9 protein-coding genes are annotated in these 15063 nt (G+C 68.5%); 6 read left to right on the top strand and 3 right to left on the bottom strand.

Annotation, left to right across the window (positions count from 1 at the left end; all coding sequences use genetic code 11):
* The 5 genes from fdxA (at window position 1) to ASE11_RS02220 (ending at window position 5771) form a co-directional block, all read left to right on the top strand.
* Window positions 1–324: a ferredoxin FdxA gene (gene fdxA / locus ASE11_RS02240; protein WP_056265223.1), complete on the top strand. Its 324-nt coding sequence runs from the start codon at window positions 1–3 to the stop codon at window positions 322–324.
* Window positions 325–577: 253 nt separating this feature from the next.
* The gene (locus ASE11_RS02235) at window positions 578–1435 is read left to right on the top strand and encodes a c-type cytochrome (protein ID WP_056265220.1); all 858 of its coding nucleotides are present in this window, start codon (window positions 578–580) and stop codon (window positions 1433–1435) included.
* Window positions 1436–1503: 68 nt separating this feature from the next.
* On the top strand, window positions 1504–2880 hold the full coding sequence (locus ASE11_RS02230; protein ID WP_056265216.1) for a cbb3-type cytochrome c oxidase subunit I: 1377 nt from the start codon (window positions 1504–1506) through the stop codon (window positions 2878–2880).
* 41 nt (window positions 2881–2921) lie between these two features.
* Entirely contained in the window at window positions 2922–3722 is an 801-nt protein-coding gene (locus ASE11_RS02225; RefSeq protein WP_056265670.1) for a CbbQ/NirQ/NorQ/GpvN family protein, read from the top strand.
* A 15-nt stretch (window positions 3723–3737) separates the two neighbouring features.
* Entirely contained in the window at window positions 3738–5771 is a 2034-nt protein-coding gene (locus ASE11_RS02220; protein ID WP_056265213.1) for a nitric oxide reductase activation protein NorD, read from the top strand.
* A gap of 66 nt (window positions 5772–5837) precedes the next feature.
* Here the strand turns inward: ASE11_RS02220 and ASE11_RS02215 are convergent, their stop codons facing one another.
* Window positions 5838–8840, bottom strand: coding sequence for an autotransporter domain-containing protein (locus tag ASE11_RS02215; RefSeq protein WP_056265210.1), 3003 nt, complete (start codon window positions 8838–8840; stop codon window positions 5838–5840).
* A gap of 183 nt (window positions 8841–9023) precedes the next feature.
* Between ASE11_RS02215 and ASE11_RS02210 the strand changes: the two genes are divergently transcribed.
* Window positions 9024–10112, top strand: coding sequence for an acyltransferase family protein (locus ASE11_RS02210; protein ID WP_056265207.1), 1089 nt, complete (start codon window positions 9024–9026; stop codon window positions 10110–10112).
* Window position 10113: 1 nt separating this feature from the next.
* Here ASE11_RS02210 and cphA read toward each other — a convergent pair whose 3' ends face one another.
* Together cphA and ASE11_RS02200 are read right to left on the bottom strand one after the other, a co-directional pair.
* Complete coding sequence (gene cphA, locus ASE11_RS02205; RefSeq protein WP_056265204.1) at window positions 10114–12696, bottom strand: cyanophycin synthetase; 2583 nt, start codon at window positions 12694–12696, stop codon at window positions 10114–10116.
* Between the two features lie 53 nt (window positions 12697–12749).
* Window positions 12750–14900, bottom strand: a complete 2151-nt coding sequence (locus tag ASE11_RS02200) for a cyanophycin synthetase family protein (protein WP_056265201.1) — start codon at window positions 14898–14900, stop codon at window positions 12750–12752.
* Between the last annotated feature and the right edge of the window lie 163 nt (window positions 14901–15063).

The following is a 15063-nucleotide window of genomic DNA, read 5'->3' as shown; positions in this document are numbered from 1 at the left end:
ATGACCTTTGTCGTCACTGAAGCGTGCATACGCTGCAAATACACCGACTGCGTCGACGTGTGCCCGGTCGACGCCTTTCGCGAAGGGCCGAACTTCCTCGTCATCGATCCCGACGACTGCATCGACTGCGCCGTGTGCGTTCCGGAGTGCCCCGTCAATGCCATCTATGCCGAAGAGGATGTGCCGGGCCATCAGCTGCATTTCACGGCCCTGAATGCCGAGCTGGCGCGCGAATGGAAACCCATCGTCCGCACCAAGCTGCCACTGCCGGACGCCGAAGAATGGAGCCACATCGAATCGAAGCTCGGCGAGCTGAAGCGATGAGACACACCCACCCTGCGTACGTTTGCGCACGGACCGAGACCGGCGGACGCATCAATATGCGCCGTCTGCCTGCTTTTCTTGCTCTTGAGAAAACGCCGACACAACCGTCGAGGTGCTGCCCATGACCGCGTACCGAAGTCTCAAGGTGTTCAGCCACGTGGTGCTCGGTTTGATGCTCACCGGCATCGCCTATGCAGGCGCCATCAGCGTCATTTACTGGACGGGCATCAGCGTCTGACGCCGGTGCACACCTATGAACAAGCGCCAGGCACGTTACTTCGCGATCGGTTCGACCCTGCTCGCCACGCTGGTCTTTCTGGGTCTCACCGTCGACAGCCATCGCCAGTTTCCAAAACTGACGAACGCACAGAACATCACGCCCGCGGTCACCCTGGGCAAGAATGTCTGGCACAAGAACAACTGCATCAACTGCCACACCCTGTTCGGAGAGGGTGCGTACTACGCACCCGATCTCACCAAGATCGCGCAACAGCGCGGTGCGCCCTACCTGCGGGCCTTCCTGAAGGACCCCTCGAAGTTCTACGACGAGCAGCGCCATCGCAGGCTGATGCCCCAGCAGAACCTGAGCGATGCCGACATTGACGGCCTGATCGCGTTTCTGGACTGGGTGAGCAAGGTGGACAACCACGGCTGGCCACCGCGGCCCATCATGGTCACCGGCCTGGGCGCAACGGGTGGTAACGCCACACTTCCCGGGGCCGCTGTGGCGGGAGCATCCACTCCCGCAGCCGGATCGACCGCAGCCGCGTCCGACAAGGACCCGGTGGCCTTGGGAGAGCGCGTGTTCCGGACCGCCGCACCCGCCTGCACCGCCTGCCATTCGCTCACGGCGGGCGCCGACATGGCGGGCCCTTCGCTGGCCGGCATCGCCACGCGCACGCAGCAGACCCTGGCGTCTCCGGGCTACAAGGGCTCCGCCAAAGATCTGGAGGCGTACATCCGCGAGTCCATCACCCAGCCCAGCGCTCACCTGATCGCTGGTGCCATGTACTCGGCCAACGGGGTCTCGTTCATGCCGAACACCTACGAAAAGGACCTGACGCCCGAGCAGATCGCCCACCTCGCGGCCTACCTGGCGACCTTCAAGTAACGGGCTTCGAAGCCGTCCAGCCCACACAGGCAGCGGGCCCCCGCCGCCACCCCTGAAGGAGTTTCGACATGCGCTACAGGTCTCAATCGGTTGCCTACTGGTATTTCGCCGTGGCCATGGTGTTGTTCGGGCTGCAGCTGGTGTTCGGGCTGCTGTCGGCAACCAAGTACCTCGGCCCCGATCCGCTGCTGAACATCCTGCCGTTCGACGTGACCAAGGTGATCCACACCAACCTGCTGATCGTGTGGGTGCTGACCGGCTTCATGGGCGCCACCTACTGGATGGTGCCCGACGAATCGCGCACCGAGCTCTACAGCGTCAAGCTCGCCTATGTTCAGCTGGTTCTGTGGACCTTGATGGGCGTGACCGCCGTGGTGGGCTATCTGTTTCGCTACGGCACCGGCAACAAGCTGCTGGAGCAACCCCTGCCCCACAAGATCGTGATCGTGATCTGCATGTTGATCTTTCTCTACAACATCGGCATGACGATCTGGCGCTCCAAACGCTTCACCACCACCGAGGGCGTGCTCGTGCTCGGCCTCGGCCTGGCCGCGCTGCTGTACCTGCCCGCGCTGCTGGAGTACGAGAACTACACCGTGTCCATCTACTACCGCTGGTGGACGATCCACCTCTGGGTCGAGGGCGTGTGGGTGATGATCCAGGGCGGCTTCCTGGCCTACCTGCTGATCCGCCTGTCCGGCGCCGACCGGGAAGTGATGGAGAAGTGGCTGTACGTGATCGTGGGTCTGGTCTTCATCGCCGGCATCCTGGGCACGGCGCACCACTACTACTGGGTGGGCGTTCCGTCGTACTGGTTGCCCATCGGCGGCATCTTCAGCGCGCTGGAACCCGCGGCGCTGGTGGGCATGGCGATGTTCGCGTATTCGGCCATGCGCCGCGCAGGCTTCTCGCACCCCAACACCCTGGCCCTGCACTGGACCATCGGCAGCGCGCTGTTCACCCTGTTCGGGGCCGGCCTGCTGGGTCTGGCGCACACGTTTCCGGACGTCAACAAGTGGACCCACGGCACGCTGATCACCGCGATGCACGGACACGCGGCCTTCTACGGGGCCTACGCCATGATCGTGCTGGCGATGATCACCTATGCGCTGCCGGCAATGGCACCGGGGCGCAGCGAGAAAGGCAGCAGCCTGGGCTACTGGGCGTTCTGGATGCAGCTGGGCGGCATGTTCGGCATGACGCTGTCGTTTGCCACCGCCGGCATCGCGCAGGTCTACCTGGAACGCATCATGGGCATGGGCTATCTCGATGCGCAGTTGAAGATTCAGGTGCACTTCGTGATGCTGATCGCCACCGGATCGCTGTTCGCGATCGGCGTGGGGCTGTTCATCTACGACTTCTTCCGCCATGCGCCTCGCTTCGATGTCGAGGCGGACACCCCTGCGGCACGCTCTCCCACCGAGCCTGTCTTGTCCACCTCGTGAGCACCCCCTTGGCTGCTGCGCTGCTCCACACCGTTGGCCCGCTGGACGGCTCGGAGCGGTCGACCGCCAGCGAGCCGTATTACCTGCCCTCGGGTGCGGAGGTGGCCGTCTTCGAGCACTGCCACGCCCTGCGACTGGCCGTGATGCTCAAAGGCCCCACCGGTTGCGGCAAGACGCGTTTCGTCGAGCACATGGCCTGGAAGCTGCGGCGCCCGCTGATCACGATCTCCTGCCACGACGACCTGAGCGCCAGCGACCTGATCGGCCGTTTCCTGATCCGGCACGACGGCACCGCCTGGCAGGACGGGCCGCTCACCCGCGCCGTGCGCGAAGGCGCCATCTGCTACCTGGACGAAGTCGTCGAAGCCCGGCAAGACACCATGGTGGTGTTGCATTCATTGACCGACCACCGCCGCATCCTGCCGATCGACAAGACGGGCGAGACGCTGGTGGCCGCACCCGGTTTTCAGCTGGTCATCTCCTACAACCCGGGCTACCAGCGCATGCTCAAGGACCTCAAGCCCAGCACGCGACAGCGCTTCGTGGCGCTCGACTTCGACTTTCCACCGGCCGTGCGTGAGGCGGCGATCATCGAGAGCGAATCCGGGGCCGACCATGGCACGGCCATGGCGCTGGTGTCGCTCGGGCAACGCTTGCGCGCCCTGCGCGACCGCGGACTGGCCGAGGTACCGAGCACCCGCTTGTTGATCGCCGCGGCCGCGCTGGTGGTCAGTGGCATTCCGATGCGGCAGGCTTGCCTGAGCGCGGTGGTGTCGCCACTGTCGGATGACGAAGCGCTGGTGGACGCGATGCGCGATCTGGTCGACGCCACCTTTGTTTGACCGAGGCACCGCCCGATGGCCGAAGCCGAGGACGTGATCACCGACGTGGCCCGCCACGCCACCGTGTTCACACAAACCCTGTGGCAGCGGCATCGGGCCAAGGCGCCCGCCCGGCCGGTGACCCTGCTGTCGGATGTGGCGCCGCGTCTGGACCTGCTGATCGAGGCGGTGTTCGGCACCTCCTACCGCTTGCGCACGGCGCAAGCGCCGGCACGCCCCACCTTGCTCGCCCACACGTTCCAGCGCCATGCGTTCCCGCGGGCGACGGTCGCGCTGCCAGCCACCGATGGCCAGTGCATCTGGTTGCCATCGGATACCGGCCTCGCCGATGCCCAGCGGTCCATGGACCGCTTTCGCACCATGGCCCTGGTGCAGGCCCTGCGAGCGAGCCGGGGCAGCGCCGCCGGCCTGGACCGCTGTGCCTCGCCGCTGGTGCTCGACATCTACCTCTTGATGGAAGCCGTCTCGGCTGATGCGGCGCTGGCGCACCTGTTGCCGGGCATGACCCACTCCCTGAACAGCTTGCGCAGCGCAGCGCTCGCGGCGCGCCCGCCCTTGACGCACTTCGCCGCGTCGCGCCGCCCGCTGGAGGTTCTGGTGCGCGCCCTGATGGCGCAGCCGGTCGACAAGCCGCATCCGCACGCACCCCACGGTGCCTCGCCAGACAGTTCGGCCCAGGTCGCTCACCGTCTGGCGGCTGACATGGTGCGCGACCTGCCCGGCGCGGGGCGCCTGGGCCCGTCTCCCCTGTTCCGGGACAGCTGGACCGGTGACTTGCGCAAGCCTGGCGCGGCCATGGGCGCGGGTCTTGCAGGCAGTGACGTGGTCGACGACCCCGCCCCCCGCGCGCCGCGCAGTGCACGCCTGCCGCGCCGCCCCGAGGTGCGCGAAGGCGCCGAGCAGGAAGACGAGAAGACGCCGGGCGCGTGGATGATCCCGCCCGACGTGCCCCACGAACAGGCCGAGGATCCGTTCGGCATGCAGCGGCCCACCGATCGCGACCAGTCTGCGGCGGCCGACGAGTTCGCCGACCTGGTCTCCGAGCTCGCGCAGGCGCGGCTGGTCTGGACCCCGGGCCAGGCCCCGGAGGTGCTGCTGTCCGACGACCCGCCTGCCGTGCGGCCCAGACACACGAACGCCGCCGCGTCAGACGCACCGCAAGCGTTCTGCTACCCCGAGTGGGATTGCCGGATCCAGGCCTACCGCCACCCCGGCGCCACGGTGCGGCTGCGGGCGGCACCGACGGGTGCGCAGCAGTGGGTGGACGACACCCTGGTCGAGCACCGCTCGTTGCTCGGCGTCATACGCCAGCGCTTCGCGGCACTGCGCCCCCAGCGCACGCTGCGGCGCCGCCAGACGGATGGCGACGACATCGACCTGGAGGCCTGCGTCGAAGGCTTTGCGAATCTGCGCGCCGGTTGGCCCATGGCCCAGGACCTGTATTGCTCGCAACAGCGATCCCGGCGCGACATGGCCATCCTGATCCTCATCGACGTGAGTGGCTCCACCGATGGCTGGATCTCGAACAGCCGCCGGGTCATCGACGTCGAACGCGAAGCCTTGCTGCTGGTGTGCATTGCCCTGGGCGCGATGGGCGAACCCTTCGCGGTGCAGGCCTTCTCCGGCAATGGGCCCGCGGCGGTGAGCCTGTGGGACATCAAGCGCTTCGATGAGCCCTGCAGCCCCGCCGTGGCGCTGCGCATCGCGGCGCTGGAGCCCGATCAGTACACGCGCACGGGCGCCGCCTTGCGCCATGCCAGTGCCACGCTCATGCGCGAAGACGCCACCCACAGGCTGCTGCTGCTGTTGTCCGACGGCAAACCCAACGATTGCGACGTCTATGAAGGCCGCTACGGCATCGAAGACACCCGCCAGGCCGTGACCGAAGCCAGGCTGCAGGGCATCTCGCCGTTTTGCCTGGCGGTGGACCGGCAGGCTGCCAGCTACCTGCCCACGGTGTTCGGTGCCCATCACCACGCCTTGCTGTCGACGCCGGGCGCGCTGCCGACCGTGTTGCTGGACTGGATGCAGCGGCTGGTGAAGGCGTAGGTTCCATTGCGAGGACTCTGCCTGCAGATCACCAGCAGCCTCGACGGGTGAGCGGCTGCGTCGAACTCAGAAGCCCAGGGTGTAGCCCGTGAAGACCGTGAGCACGCTCTGGCCGATGGGTTGCTCCTGCCAGACCAGGTTCAGGCCCAGACGCTCGTTCTTCTTGAACAGGTAGGCCAGGCCGGCCGAGGCCGTGAGCCGGGTTCGTTGCGCGTGCGGCATCGCAACGCTGAAATTGCTCAGGCCGGGGATCTCGCTGCTGCCGGCGTAGTTGCCCATCGATCGGCTCAGATCGTGTTGAACACCTGCCGCGACGCTGAGGGCGAGTTGTTCGGCGAGCTGTGCCCGCACTCCCACGCCCACCAGGGCGACGACGGCGCGCTGGCTCTGTGCGTCGAAGCTCAGCGGACTGGCGACGTCGCTGCTCACGGCTTCGGTGTAGCCGCGGGTGCGGATGCGGGAATGGCGCACGCCGAGGTAGGGCGAGGCCATCACAAGGCCTGCGAGTGCGTGCGTGTAACTCGCCATCAGCTGGTAGGCCTGCGCATTGACGCGCGTGCGGCCTTCTCCGGCTTCGCTGTAGTCGCCGCCGCTGCGCTCAATGGCCAGCGCGTTGTCGGAGAAGGCGACCGAGGCCCGCACCGCCCAGCCGCTGCTGTCGGCGCTGTGGTTCCACTGACCAAACATGCCCACCATGGGGTTGGTGCCGCGCAGGCGGATCTGGTCGGACAGGTTCGTGCTGGTGGACCAGTCGGCGAAAGCGCCGACCTGCAGCCCGGGGGCCGCGCGGTAGGCGACGACGACCTGGGCCGCCTGACCGTGGCGCGCCTGGCTGCCGGTGGTCTGGCTGCGGCGGCCCCCGAGGCCCACGCACATGCCGCGTCGGTCGTAGCTGCTGCAGTCGTACGACAAGCCGGCCTGCAGCGCCGCGCCCTGCAGGCTGTAGAGCGTGGCCATCTGCCGGGCGTTGGCCTCGATATCCTGCAAGGTGTGGGCCGCGGAGGGCGCCAGGGTCAGGTACACGTCGTTGGCGCCGTAGCTCAGGTAATAGCCCAGTGGCGTGACCGAGCCCAGGTTGGTCGACAGCGTGGAGAAACGGCCGCCCACGCCGTTGGCGGTGAGCAGGGTGTAGCGGCCCATGCGGTAGGTGCCGGCGGCGGCGTTGAGTGTCAGGGTTCCGGCGAGCGCGGCCGTGCTGGCCACGTCGATCCGCTGGAAGCTGGTGGGCTCGGCCCGCACGACCAGGTTGCCGGTCGCGGACTGGGCCAGGCTGCCACCCAGGCTGACCGTCTGGCTGGCGGCGGAAACGTCGAAGGTTCCGTTGTTGCTCACGGCTGATGTGGGGGTGATCGATCCGGCGCCCGCGAGCGCCAGCGTCGAGCCGAAGTCGATGAGGGTCGGGCCGGTGTAGGTGTTGGCCGCGGTCAGCAGCAGCGTGCCGCCGCCCTCGATCTCGATGTCGCCCGGCGTGGCACCGTCGGCAATGGCGCTGCTCACGGTCAGCGTCGTGCCAGGGGCCACGTTGAAGACCGGGTCACCGGCCACGGTGATGGCGTTGGTGATGGTCATGGTCTGGGTGGTGCCCAGGGAAGCGGGCACCGTGGCCGAGCCGACCAGGGCCAGCGTGCCGGTGCCCAGCGCCGAGGGCGCAGAGATCACCAGCATCGCGCCGGCCTGCACCTCGATGCCGCCGGTGTGGGTGTTGACGCCGGACAGGGTGATCGAGCCCTGGCGCGCGGTGCCGCTGTTGCTGATGATCAGCTTGCCGGCCACGCCTGCGGTCGCGTCGGAGAAATTCCCCGAGAAGGTCGAGTCCAGGGCCTGCTGGTCGATGGTGCCGTCGTTCGCGCTGATGGTGAAATCACCCGCGACGGTGGAGGCGCTGGACATCTCCAGCGTGCCGCCGTCGAAGCTGTTGTTCACCGACGTTCCCAGACCGGAGGACGCGAAGGTCTGCCCCGCCAGGATGTCGCTCGACAGCGTGTAAGAGCAGGCCCCGCCGCCGAAACAGAGGTTCCAGATGTTGTCACTGCCCGAGGCCAGGCTCAGGTTCCAGGCGGTGCTGCCGTAGGTGCCCGAGGTGCTGGCCAGGTAGCTGCCCGTGACACCGCTGAGAACGGCGCCGTAGTAGTAGCCCGAGGTGACCGACGAGCCCGTGTGGATGCCGAAATTCATCGCGCCGTTGGCGCTGCGCACCGACAACTTGCCGTAGGCCGTCGGTGACTGGATGACGATGGAATAGTTGGTGGGCTGGATGGTGATGCTCAGGGGTGCGCCACCCCCTTGCGCGTTCACCAGGTTGACCACGGTCTGGTCGATGGCAGCCGCCGAGCCGGCGCCGGACATGCTGCCGAGGTTGATCAATGTGGTGATGCTGCCGCCACCACCGATGGCGGCGAGCGGCACCCAGTGCCGGGACCACATGGAGCCGTGGTTGGTCAATGTGGTGATGACACCGTGGTTCTCCACCGCGTACAGCCCGCTGATGAGACCGCTGGCGCCATTGGTGACCGAGACCAGCGTGCTGCCCGCCTGATTCGCAATCGCCGAGAAGCTCTGCGTGAAGGCATTGAGGTAGGCGTTGTTGGTGATGCTCGAACCGGTGGCGGTGGCGTGGACCGTGATGCCGCGGTCGGTGCCCAGAATCGACCCGTTGTTGACGATCGATGCGGCCGAACGCAACTGGATGCCGCCCTTGCTGGTCATCTGTCCGTTGTTGACGATGTTCGCCAGGCTGGCGGTGCTGTTGAAATACAGCCCCGTTCCGCCGCTCGTGCTGCTGAGCAGGTTGCCGTGGTTGGTCAGGTTGCCGACATCGACACCGTCAACAACGATGGGCGTCGGTACGCCCGAGCCACTGCCAACGGTGACGCCGGCGTTGACCACGATGTCACCGCCGGTGGCGGTGACGGTCGAGGTGGTGCTGGAAGAGATGGTCTGCTGGGCCTGCGCCAGTCCCGAACCACACAGCATCACCGCAGCCGCGACGATGCTCAGACGGGGCGTGGCGGATGCCGCCAACCGCTCCACTGGCCTGAGGCGCCTGCTGCGTTTTTCGAAGGTGATCATGGAGTTTGCGCTCGGGGGTGAGGAGCTGCAAAGTGTGTGCTTCTGAAAACGCGCGCAAGACACGAACTGCCGTGTCATCCACGGCCTTCTCGGGTCCTTCGTTGCTGCGCGGCGTGCAACGCGGAACGCAGCTGAGCGCGCAGCGGCGATGATGCCGACCTGATCTCCTCTTGAACCCGCACCATGCCGACCTCCACCCGTCCTGCGCCCACCGGCGAGCGCATGCCCTTCATCGACGCGCTCAAGGCCGTCGGTTCACAGCTCATCGTGCTGCACCACCTGGCGTTCTACGGCCCCATGTCGGACTGGACGCACCAGCTCGCCCCGGGCCTGGTGGGCTGGTTCAGCCAGCACGCGCGCATGGCGGTGCAGATCTTTCTGGTGGTGGCGGGCTTTCTGGCCGCGCGCAGCCTGGCGCCTGGCGGGCGCTTGCGCACCGAGCGCCCGCTGGCCTTGCTGTGGCAACGCTTCTTGCGCGTGAGCCTGCCGCTGATGGCGGCGCTGCTGCTGGCCATGGTGTGCACCGAGATCGCCCGGTACTGGATGACGCACGACTCGCTGCCCGCGCCACCCACGCTGTGGCAGTTTGTGGCGCACGCGCTGCTGATCCACAGCCTGCTCGGGGTGGATTCGCTGTCGGCGGGGGTCTGGTATGTGGCCATCGACGTGCAGCTGTACGCGCTGCTGCTCGGCCTGCTGTGGCTGGAACAACGGGCGACTCGGCGGTCAGGCGCGTTGGCGCCGCTGCTGGTGGTGGCCGTGGTGCTGGCTTCGCTCTTTCACTTCAACCGCGACAGCCACTGGGACAACTGGGCGATCTACTTTTTCGGCGCCTACGGTCTGGGGGCGCTGGCCTTCTGGGCGAGCCGCGCAGAAGCGGGACGCAGCGCGCCGGCGTGGCTGGCGGGCATGGTGTTGTTCACCGCCCTCGCGCTCGCCCTGGACTGGCGCACCCGCATCGCGCTGGCGCTGGGCGTGGCGCTGACGCTGGCCTGGGCCCACCGCAGCGGGTGGCTGTTCACCTGGCCACGCAGCCGCGTGCTGGGCTACCTGGGCCGCATCTCATACGGGGTGTTCTTGTTGAACTTTCCGGTGGCGCTGGTGGTGAACGCCTGGTTCACGCGTTACGCCAGCCCCGACGCCTGGGTGCAGACGCTCGGGGTGTGCGTGGCCTGGCTGGCGTGCAACCTGGCCGGCGCGGCCTTCCACCACGGGGTGGAGTTGCAGCTGGGCCGGCTGGGCCGGGCGCGACCGATCGCCGCGCCCACTTGACTCAGGCCGTGGTGGTGGGGGCAGGCTTGCAGCGCTCGCGCAGGTAGCGCAGCGCGGCCTCCACCTGGTCGATCAGCACCAGGCACAGGTCGCCGGGCTGCAGACGATCCAGCGCGGCGTCGATGGCCACGAACTCGCCCTGGATGGTGTCGATGCGGCGGGTGCGCGTGGCGCCTTCGAGCCCCTGGCGCAGCAGCCCCGTGACCTCGCCTTCGGTGCGGCCACGCTGGCAGGCGTCCTCGTACAGGATCACCTCGTCAAAGGCCGCGCCCAGGATGCGCGTCTGCTCGCGGATGTCCTCGTCGCGCCGGTCGCCCGCGCCGCTGATCACCACCAGGCGGCGCTGCGCGGGCATGGCATCGGCGGCCGCGACCAGGGCGCGCATGGCATCCGGGTTGTGGCCGTAGTCGGCGATCACGGTGGCGCCGCGCAGGCTCATCAGGTTGAAGCGGCCGGGCACGCTGGCGGCGTCGCTCTGGAACGTGGCCAGGCCCTGGCGGATGCGGGCCCACGGGATGCCCAGGCCCCAGGCCGCGGCCAGGGCGGCCATGGCGTTGTCCACCTGGAAGCCGACGCGCCCGTTCATGGTCATGGGGATGTCGGCCAGCGCCACCTCGTGGCGGCGTTCGCCCTGGGTGGCGACGATGTGTTCTCCCTCCACCCAGACCGCACGGCGGCCTTGCGCCCGGTGCGTGGCCAGCACCGGGTTGTGGGCGTCGCTGCAGAAGAAGATCACCTTGCCGGTGCACACCTCGGCCATGCGCACGCAGTGCGGATCGGCCGCATTGAGCACGCCGTAGCCGGTGGGCGCCACGTTCTGGATGACCACGCGCTTGAGCACCGCGATGTCTTCCACCGTGGTGATGTAGTTCAGACCCAGGTGGTCGCCCGAGCCGATGTTGGTGACCACCGCCACCTGGCAGCGGTCGAAGCCCAGACCTTCGCGCAGCACACCGCCGCGCGCGGTCTCGAACACCGCGGCATCCACCTCGGGGTGCATGAGCACGTTGCGCGCGCTGCGCGGGCCGGCGCAATCGCCACTGTCGGTCTGGCGACCGTTCACGTACACGCCGTCGGTGTTGGTCATGCCCACGCGCAGGCCCTGGGTGTGCAGCAGGTGCGCGATCAGGCGCGCGGTGGTGGTCTTGCCGTTGGTGCCGGTCACGGCCACCACGGGAATGCGGCCGTTCTGGCTGGGCGCAAACAGGTGGTCGATGATGGCCTCGCCCACGGCGCGGCCCTTGCCGTACGAGGGGCTCAGGTGCATGCGCAGACCGGGGGCGGCGTTGACCTCCACGATGCCGCCGCTCTGGTCTTCCAGCGGCGTCAGCACGGTCTCGCACACCACGTCCACGCCGCACACGTCCAGCCCCACCATGCGCGCTGCGGCCACGGCGCGCGCCGCGACCTCGGGGTGCACGTCGTCGGTCACGTCGGTGGCGGTGCCGCCAGTGGACAGGTTGGCGTTGTTGCGCAGCACCACGCGCTGACCTTTGCCCGGCACGGTATCCGGTGTGTGCCCCTGGATCTGCAGGCGGGCCAAGGCGATCTCGTCGATGCGCATGCGCGTGAGCGAAGTGGCGTGGCCGTCGCCGCGCTGGGGATCGGCGTTGACCGCTTCCACCAGCTCGGCCACGGTATGCACGCCGTCGCCCGTGACCTGCGGCGGATCGCGCCGCGCCGCGGCCACCAGCCGATCGCCCACCACGAGCAGTCGGTAGTCGTTGCCGGGCAGGTACTTCTCCACCATCGGCTGGCCGTATTCAACAGCGGCGCGGTAGGCCAGTTCGAGGTGTTCGCGCGAGACGATGTTCACCGTCACGCCCTTGCCCTGGTTGCCGTCGCGCGGCTTCACCACCACCGGCAGGCCGACGTACTGCGCCACCGCCCAGGCCTCTTCGGCGCTGTCCACCGGGCGACCCAGGGGCACCGGCACGCCAGCGGCGCGCAGCAGGTTCTTGGTGAGGTCCTTGTCCTGCGCGATGCTCTCCGACACCGCGCTTGTGGTGTCGACCTCGGCGGCCCAGATGCGGCGCTGGTGCGCGCCCCAGCCCAACTGCACCAGCGAGCCCTGCGTGAGGCGGCGAAACGGAATGCCGCGCGCCACGGCCGCGTTGACGATGGAGCCGGTGGACGGGCCCAGGCGCACGTCTTCGTCGATCTCGCGCAGGCGGGCAATGACGGCCTGCACATCAAACGCCTCATCGCACTGACCACGGACCACCGCGATGAGCTGCTCGGCCGCCTTGAGGGCCTCGCGCCCCACGGCCTCCTCGGTGTACTCCACCACCACCTGGTAGGTGCCCTGCACCACGGTTTCGGTGCAGCGTGAAAAACTCACCGGGCAGCCGGCCTGGGCCTGCAGGGCCAGCGCCACCAGCTTGAGCACATTGGCCAGCGAGAGGTCGCTGGCCGGACGCGGCCAGCGACCAAGCTGCGGGAAGCGCTCGCGCAGCGCGACCTCGAAGCCGGGCAGGGCGCTCAGGGAGCGCTCGTCGGGCGGGCAGTGGACGATGGCTTCGATGGCGGTCTGGCGGGTCCAGAGGTTGGGACCACGCAAGGCTCGGATGCGGGAAATGTCCATGGCGGAGGGCGGAATTCGGTTGGAGTTCGGTCGGGAAACGGGGGTGGGGTGCTTCAGGCTCGCGGCAGGGTGTCAAAGCGCTGCAGGCCGGCGGCCACCAGCACCGGGCTCATGCCGGCGGCCCAGGCTGCTGCCGCGGCACCGCACAGGATGTGGGCCGTTGCTGCGTCGGCAATGCCGGTCAGTGGCGCGCGGGCGATCACCTCGCCGCTGTCGATGAGGCACACCGCCTCGCCTTGCCAGCGCACGGTGCGCGGCATCGTCACATCGGCCGGCACCGGGCCGGCGCCGTACCCCAGGCTGCTTCCGTCGCAATGCCGCGCGAGATCGGCCACACCGGGCTCGTCCAGGTTGAGCACGCAGGCACCTTGCTCAAGCACCACGTCGACCTGGGTGCGCAGCACCCGTGGCATGCCCGAGGCGTCAAAGATGTCGTGGTGCGTCAGGCCTTCCCAGCCACCGAGGTCGGTGACCACGCCCACCAGGCAGCGGTCGTAGGGCAGGCCGTGGTCGAGGATGAGCGAGGGCGCGGTCTCGACCGCCAGGCCCTGGATCTCGCGGTTCATGAGCAGGCGCTGGCACTGCTCCCAGTAGTCGGCACCGGCGCGCTCGATGCGGCGGCGCCCGATGTGGATGCCTTCGCTCGATGCGAGGCCGGCCGGGGCACCGGCCAGGTCGAGCAGGAAGGCCGCGGCGCGGGCCAGCAGGGCGGTGCCCCGGGTGCCGCTCACGCCGATGAGGGGCACGCGCCCGGCCATGGGTGTGGCCGGGTCGAACAGCTGGGCCACGATGGCTTCACCCACCGGGCGCGGCTGGCCGATGGCCGGGCGCAGGTGCATGAGCAGCCCGGGGCCGGCGTTCACTTCCACAATGGCGCCGCCCACCTCGTGCAGCGGACGGCCGATGTCCTGCGTGACCATGTCGATGCCGGCGATGTCCAGGCCCACGGCGCGTGCCGCCAGGCTGGCCATGTAGGCCACCTCGGGGTGGACCTCGTCGGTGCAGTCGTAGGCCATGTTGCCGTTGCGCTGCACCAGCACGCGCTGGTCCACGGCGGGCACGGCGTCGGGCCCCAGGCCCTGGCGCTCCAGCAGCAGGGCCATGGCCGGTTCACGCTCCAGCCGGATCGTCTCGAGCGGAAACTCTTCGGCCTCGCCGCGGCGCGGGTCGCTGTTGAGCTGCAGGTCGATGAGGGTCTTCACGTCGGCCACGCCGTCGCCGGTGACCCACAGGCTCTCGCCCCGGTTGGCCGCCACCACGCGCCCGCCCACCACCAGCACGCGGTGCTCGTTGCCCAGGATGTAGCGCTCGACGATGACGTCGCTGCCTTCGGCATCGGCAATGGCGAAGGCGCGCTCGATGTCGGCATGCTCGCTCAGCTCGAGCGACACGCCGCGCCCGTGGTTGGCGTCGCTGGGTTTGACCACCACCGGCAGCCCGATGTCCTGAGCCACGTCCCAGGCCTCTTGCGCGTTGGCCACGATGTGGCCCTCGGGCACCGGCACGCCGCAGCTCAGCAGCAGCGATTTGGTGAGGTCCTTGTCACCGGCGATGTTCTCGGCGATCGCGCTGGTGAGCTCGGTCTCTGCGGTCCAGATGCGGCGCTGGCGCGCGCCCTGGCCGAGTTGCACGAGGTTGCCATCGGTCAGGCGCAGGTGCGGGATGCCGCGCTCGGTGGCCGCGTTCACGATGGCCGCGGTGGACGGGCCCAACCAGGTCGAGTCGACCACATCGTGCAAGGCCTTCACCGCCGCTGCCACGTCAAAGGCTTCGTTGTTCATCGCCGCCTGCAACAGTGCATGCCCGTGGCTTAGGGCCGCCTCGGCGGTGGCGCGGTTGCGGGCGCGAAACACCATGCGGTAGACGCCGGGCTGGCTGGTGCTGCGGGTCTGGCCGAAGCCGGTGGGCATGCCCGACAGGTTGAGCAACTCGATCACGCAGTGCTCCAGCACGTGGCCGGCCCAGGTGCCTTCACGCAGCCGTTGCAGGAAACCACCGGGCTCGCCCACGCCGCAATGGTGCGCCGCCAGGCCCGGCAACAGCACCAGCAACCGCTCGGTCAGGCCTTCGATGGTGTGGGAGGGGCGCTGCTCCAGCGCCCCCAGATCCAGCCAGACCTCCATCGCGGAACGGTAGGTCCAGATGTTGGGCCCACCCAGGAAACGGTGGCGAAGCACAGTCAGCGCAAAACGGTTTGAATCCATAAAACCCGGGATTGAACGCACAAAAGCCGGGCAGTGGGCCCGGCTGTCAACGGTGGGCGCACGCCCTCAAGCGCCGCCCGGTGCGGGTGCTTGATGCACCCGCACCCCGCATTCTGCGCCGTCCCGAGGCGGTGCGACTGAGCCGGGCACGACAAATTGTGGC

The sequence above is a fragment of the Hydrogenophaga sp. Root209 genome, from assembly GCF_001428625.1.
Lineage (GTDB): Bacteria > Pseudomonadota > Gammaproteobacteria > Burkholderiales > Burkholderiaceae_C > Hydrogenophaga.
The sequence above is the reverse complement of the archived record's forward strand: the minus strand, read 5'-3'. Positions and strand labels throughout refer to the sequence as shown.

Excerpts from the sequence above, each read along its gene's own strand:
- fdxA (WP_056265223.1), top strand. The coding sequence starts at position 1 with ATGACCTTTGTCGTCACTGAAGCGTGCATACGCTGCAAATACACCGAC.
- ASE11_RS02235 (WP_056265220.1), top strand. The coding sequence starts at position 578 with ATGAACAAGCGCCAGGCACGTTACTTCGCGATCGGTTCGACCCTGCTC.
- ASE11_RS02230 (WP_056265216.1), top strand. The coding sequence starts at position 1,504 with ATGCGCTACAGGTCTCAATCGGTTGCCTACTGGTATTTCGCCGTGGCC.
- ASE11_RS02220 (WP_056265213.1), top strand. The coding sequence starts at position 3,738 with ATGGCCGAAGCCGAGGACGTGATCACCGACGTGGCCCGCCACGCCACC.
- ASE11_RS02215 (WP_056265210.1), bottom strand. The coding sequence starts at position 8,840 with ATGATCACCTTCGAAAAACGCAGCAGGCGCCTCAGGCCAGTGGAGCGG.
- ASE11_RS02210 (WP_056265207.1), top strand. The coding sequence starts at position 9,024 with ATGCCGACCTCCACCCGTCCTGCGCCCACCGGCGAGCGCATGCCCTTC.
- cphA (WP_056265204.1), bottom strand. The coding sequence starts at position 12,696 with ATGGACATTTCCCGCATCCGAGCCTTGCGTGGTCCCAACCTCTGGACC.
- ASE11_RS02200 (WP_056265201.1), bottom strand. The coding sequence starts at position 14,900 with ATGGATTCAAACCGTTTTGCGCTGACTGTGCTTCGCCACCGTTTCCTG.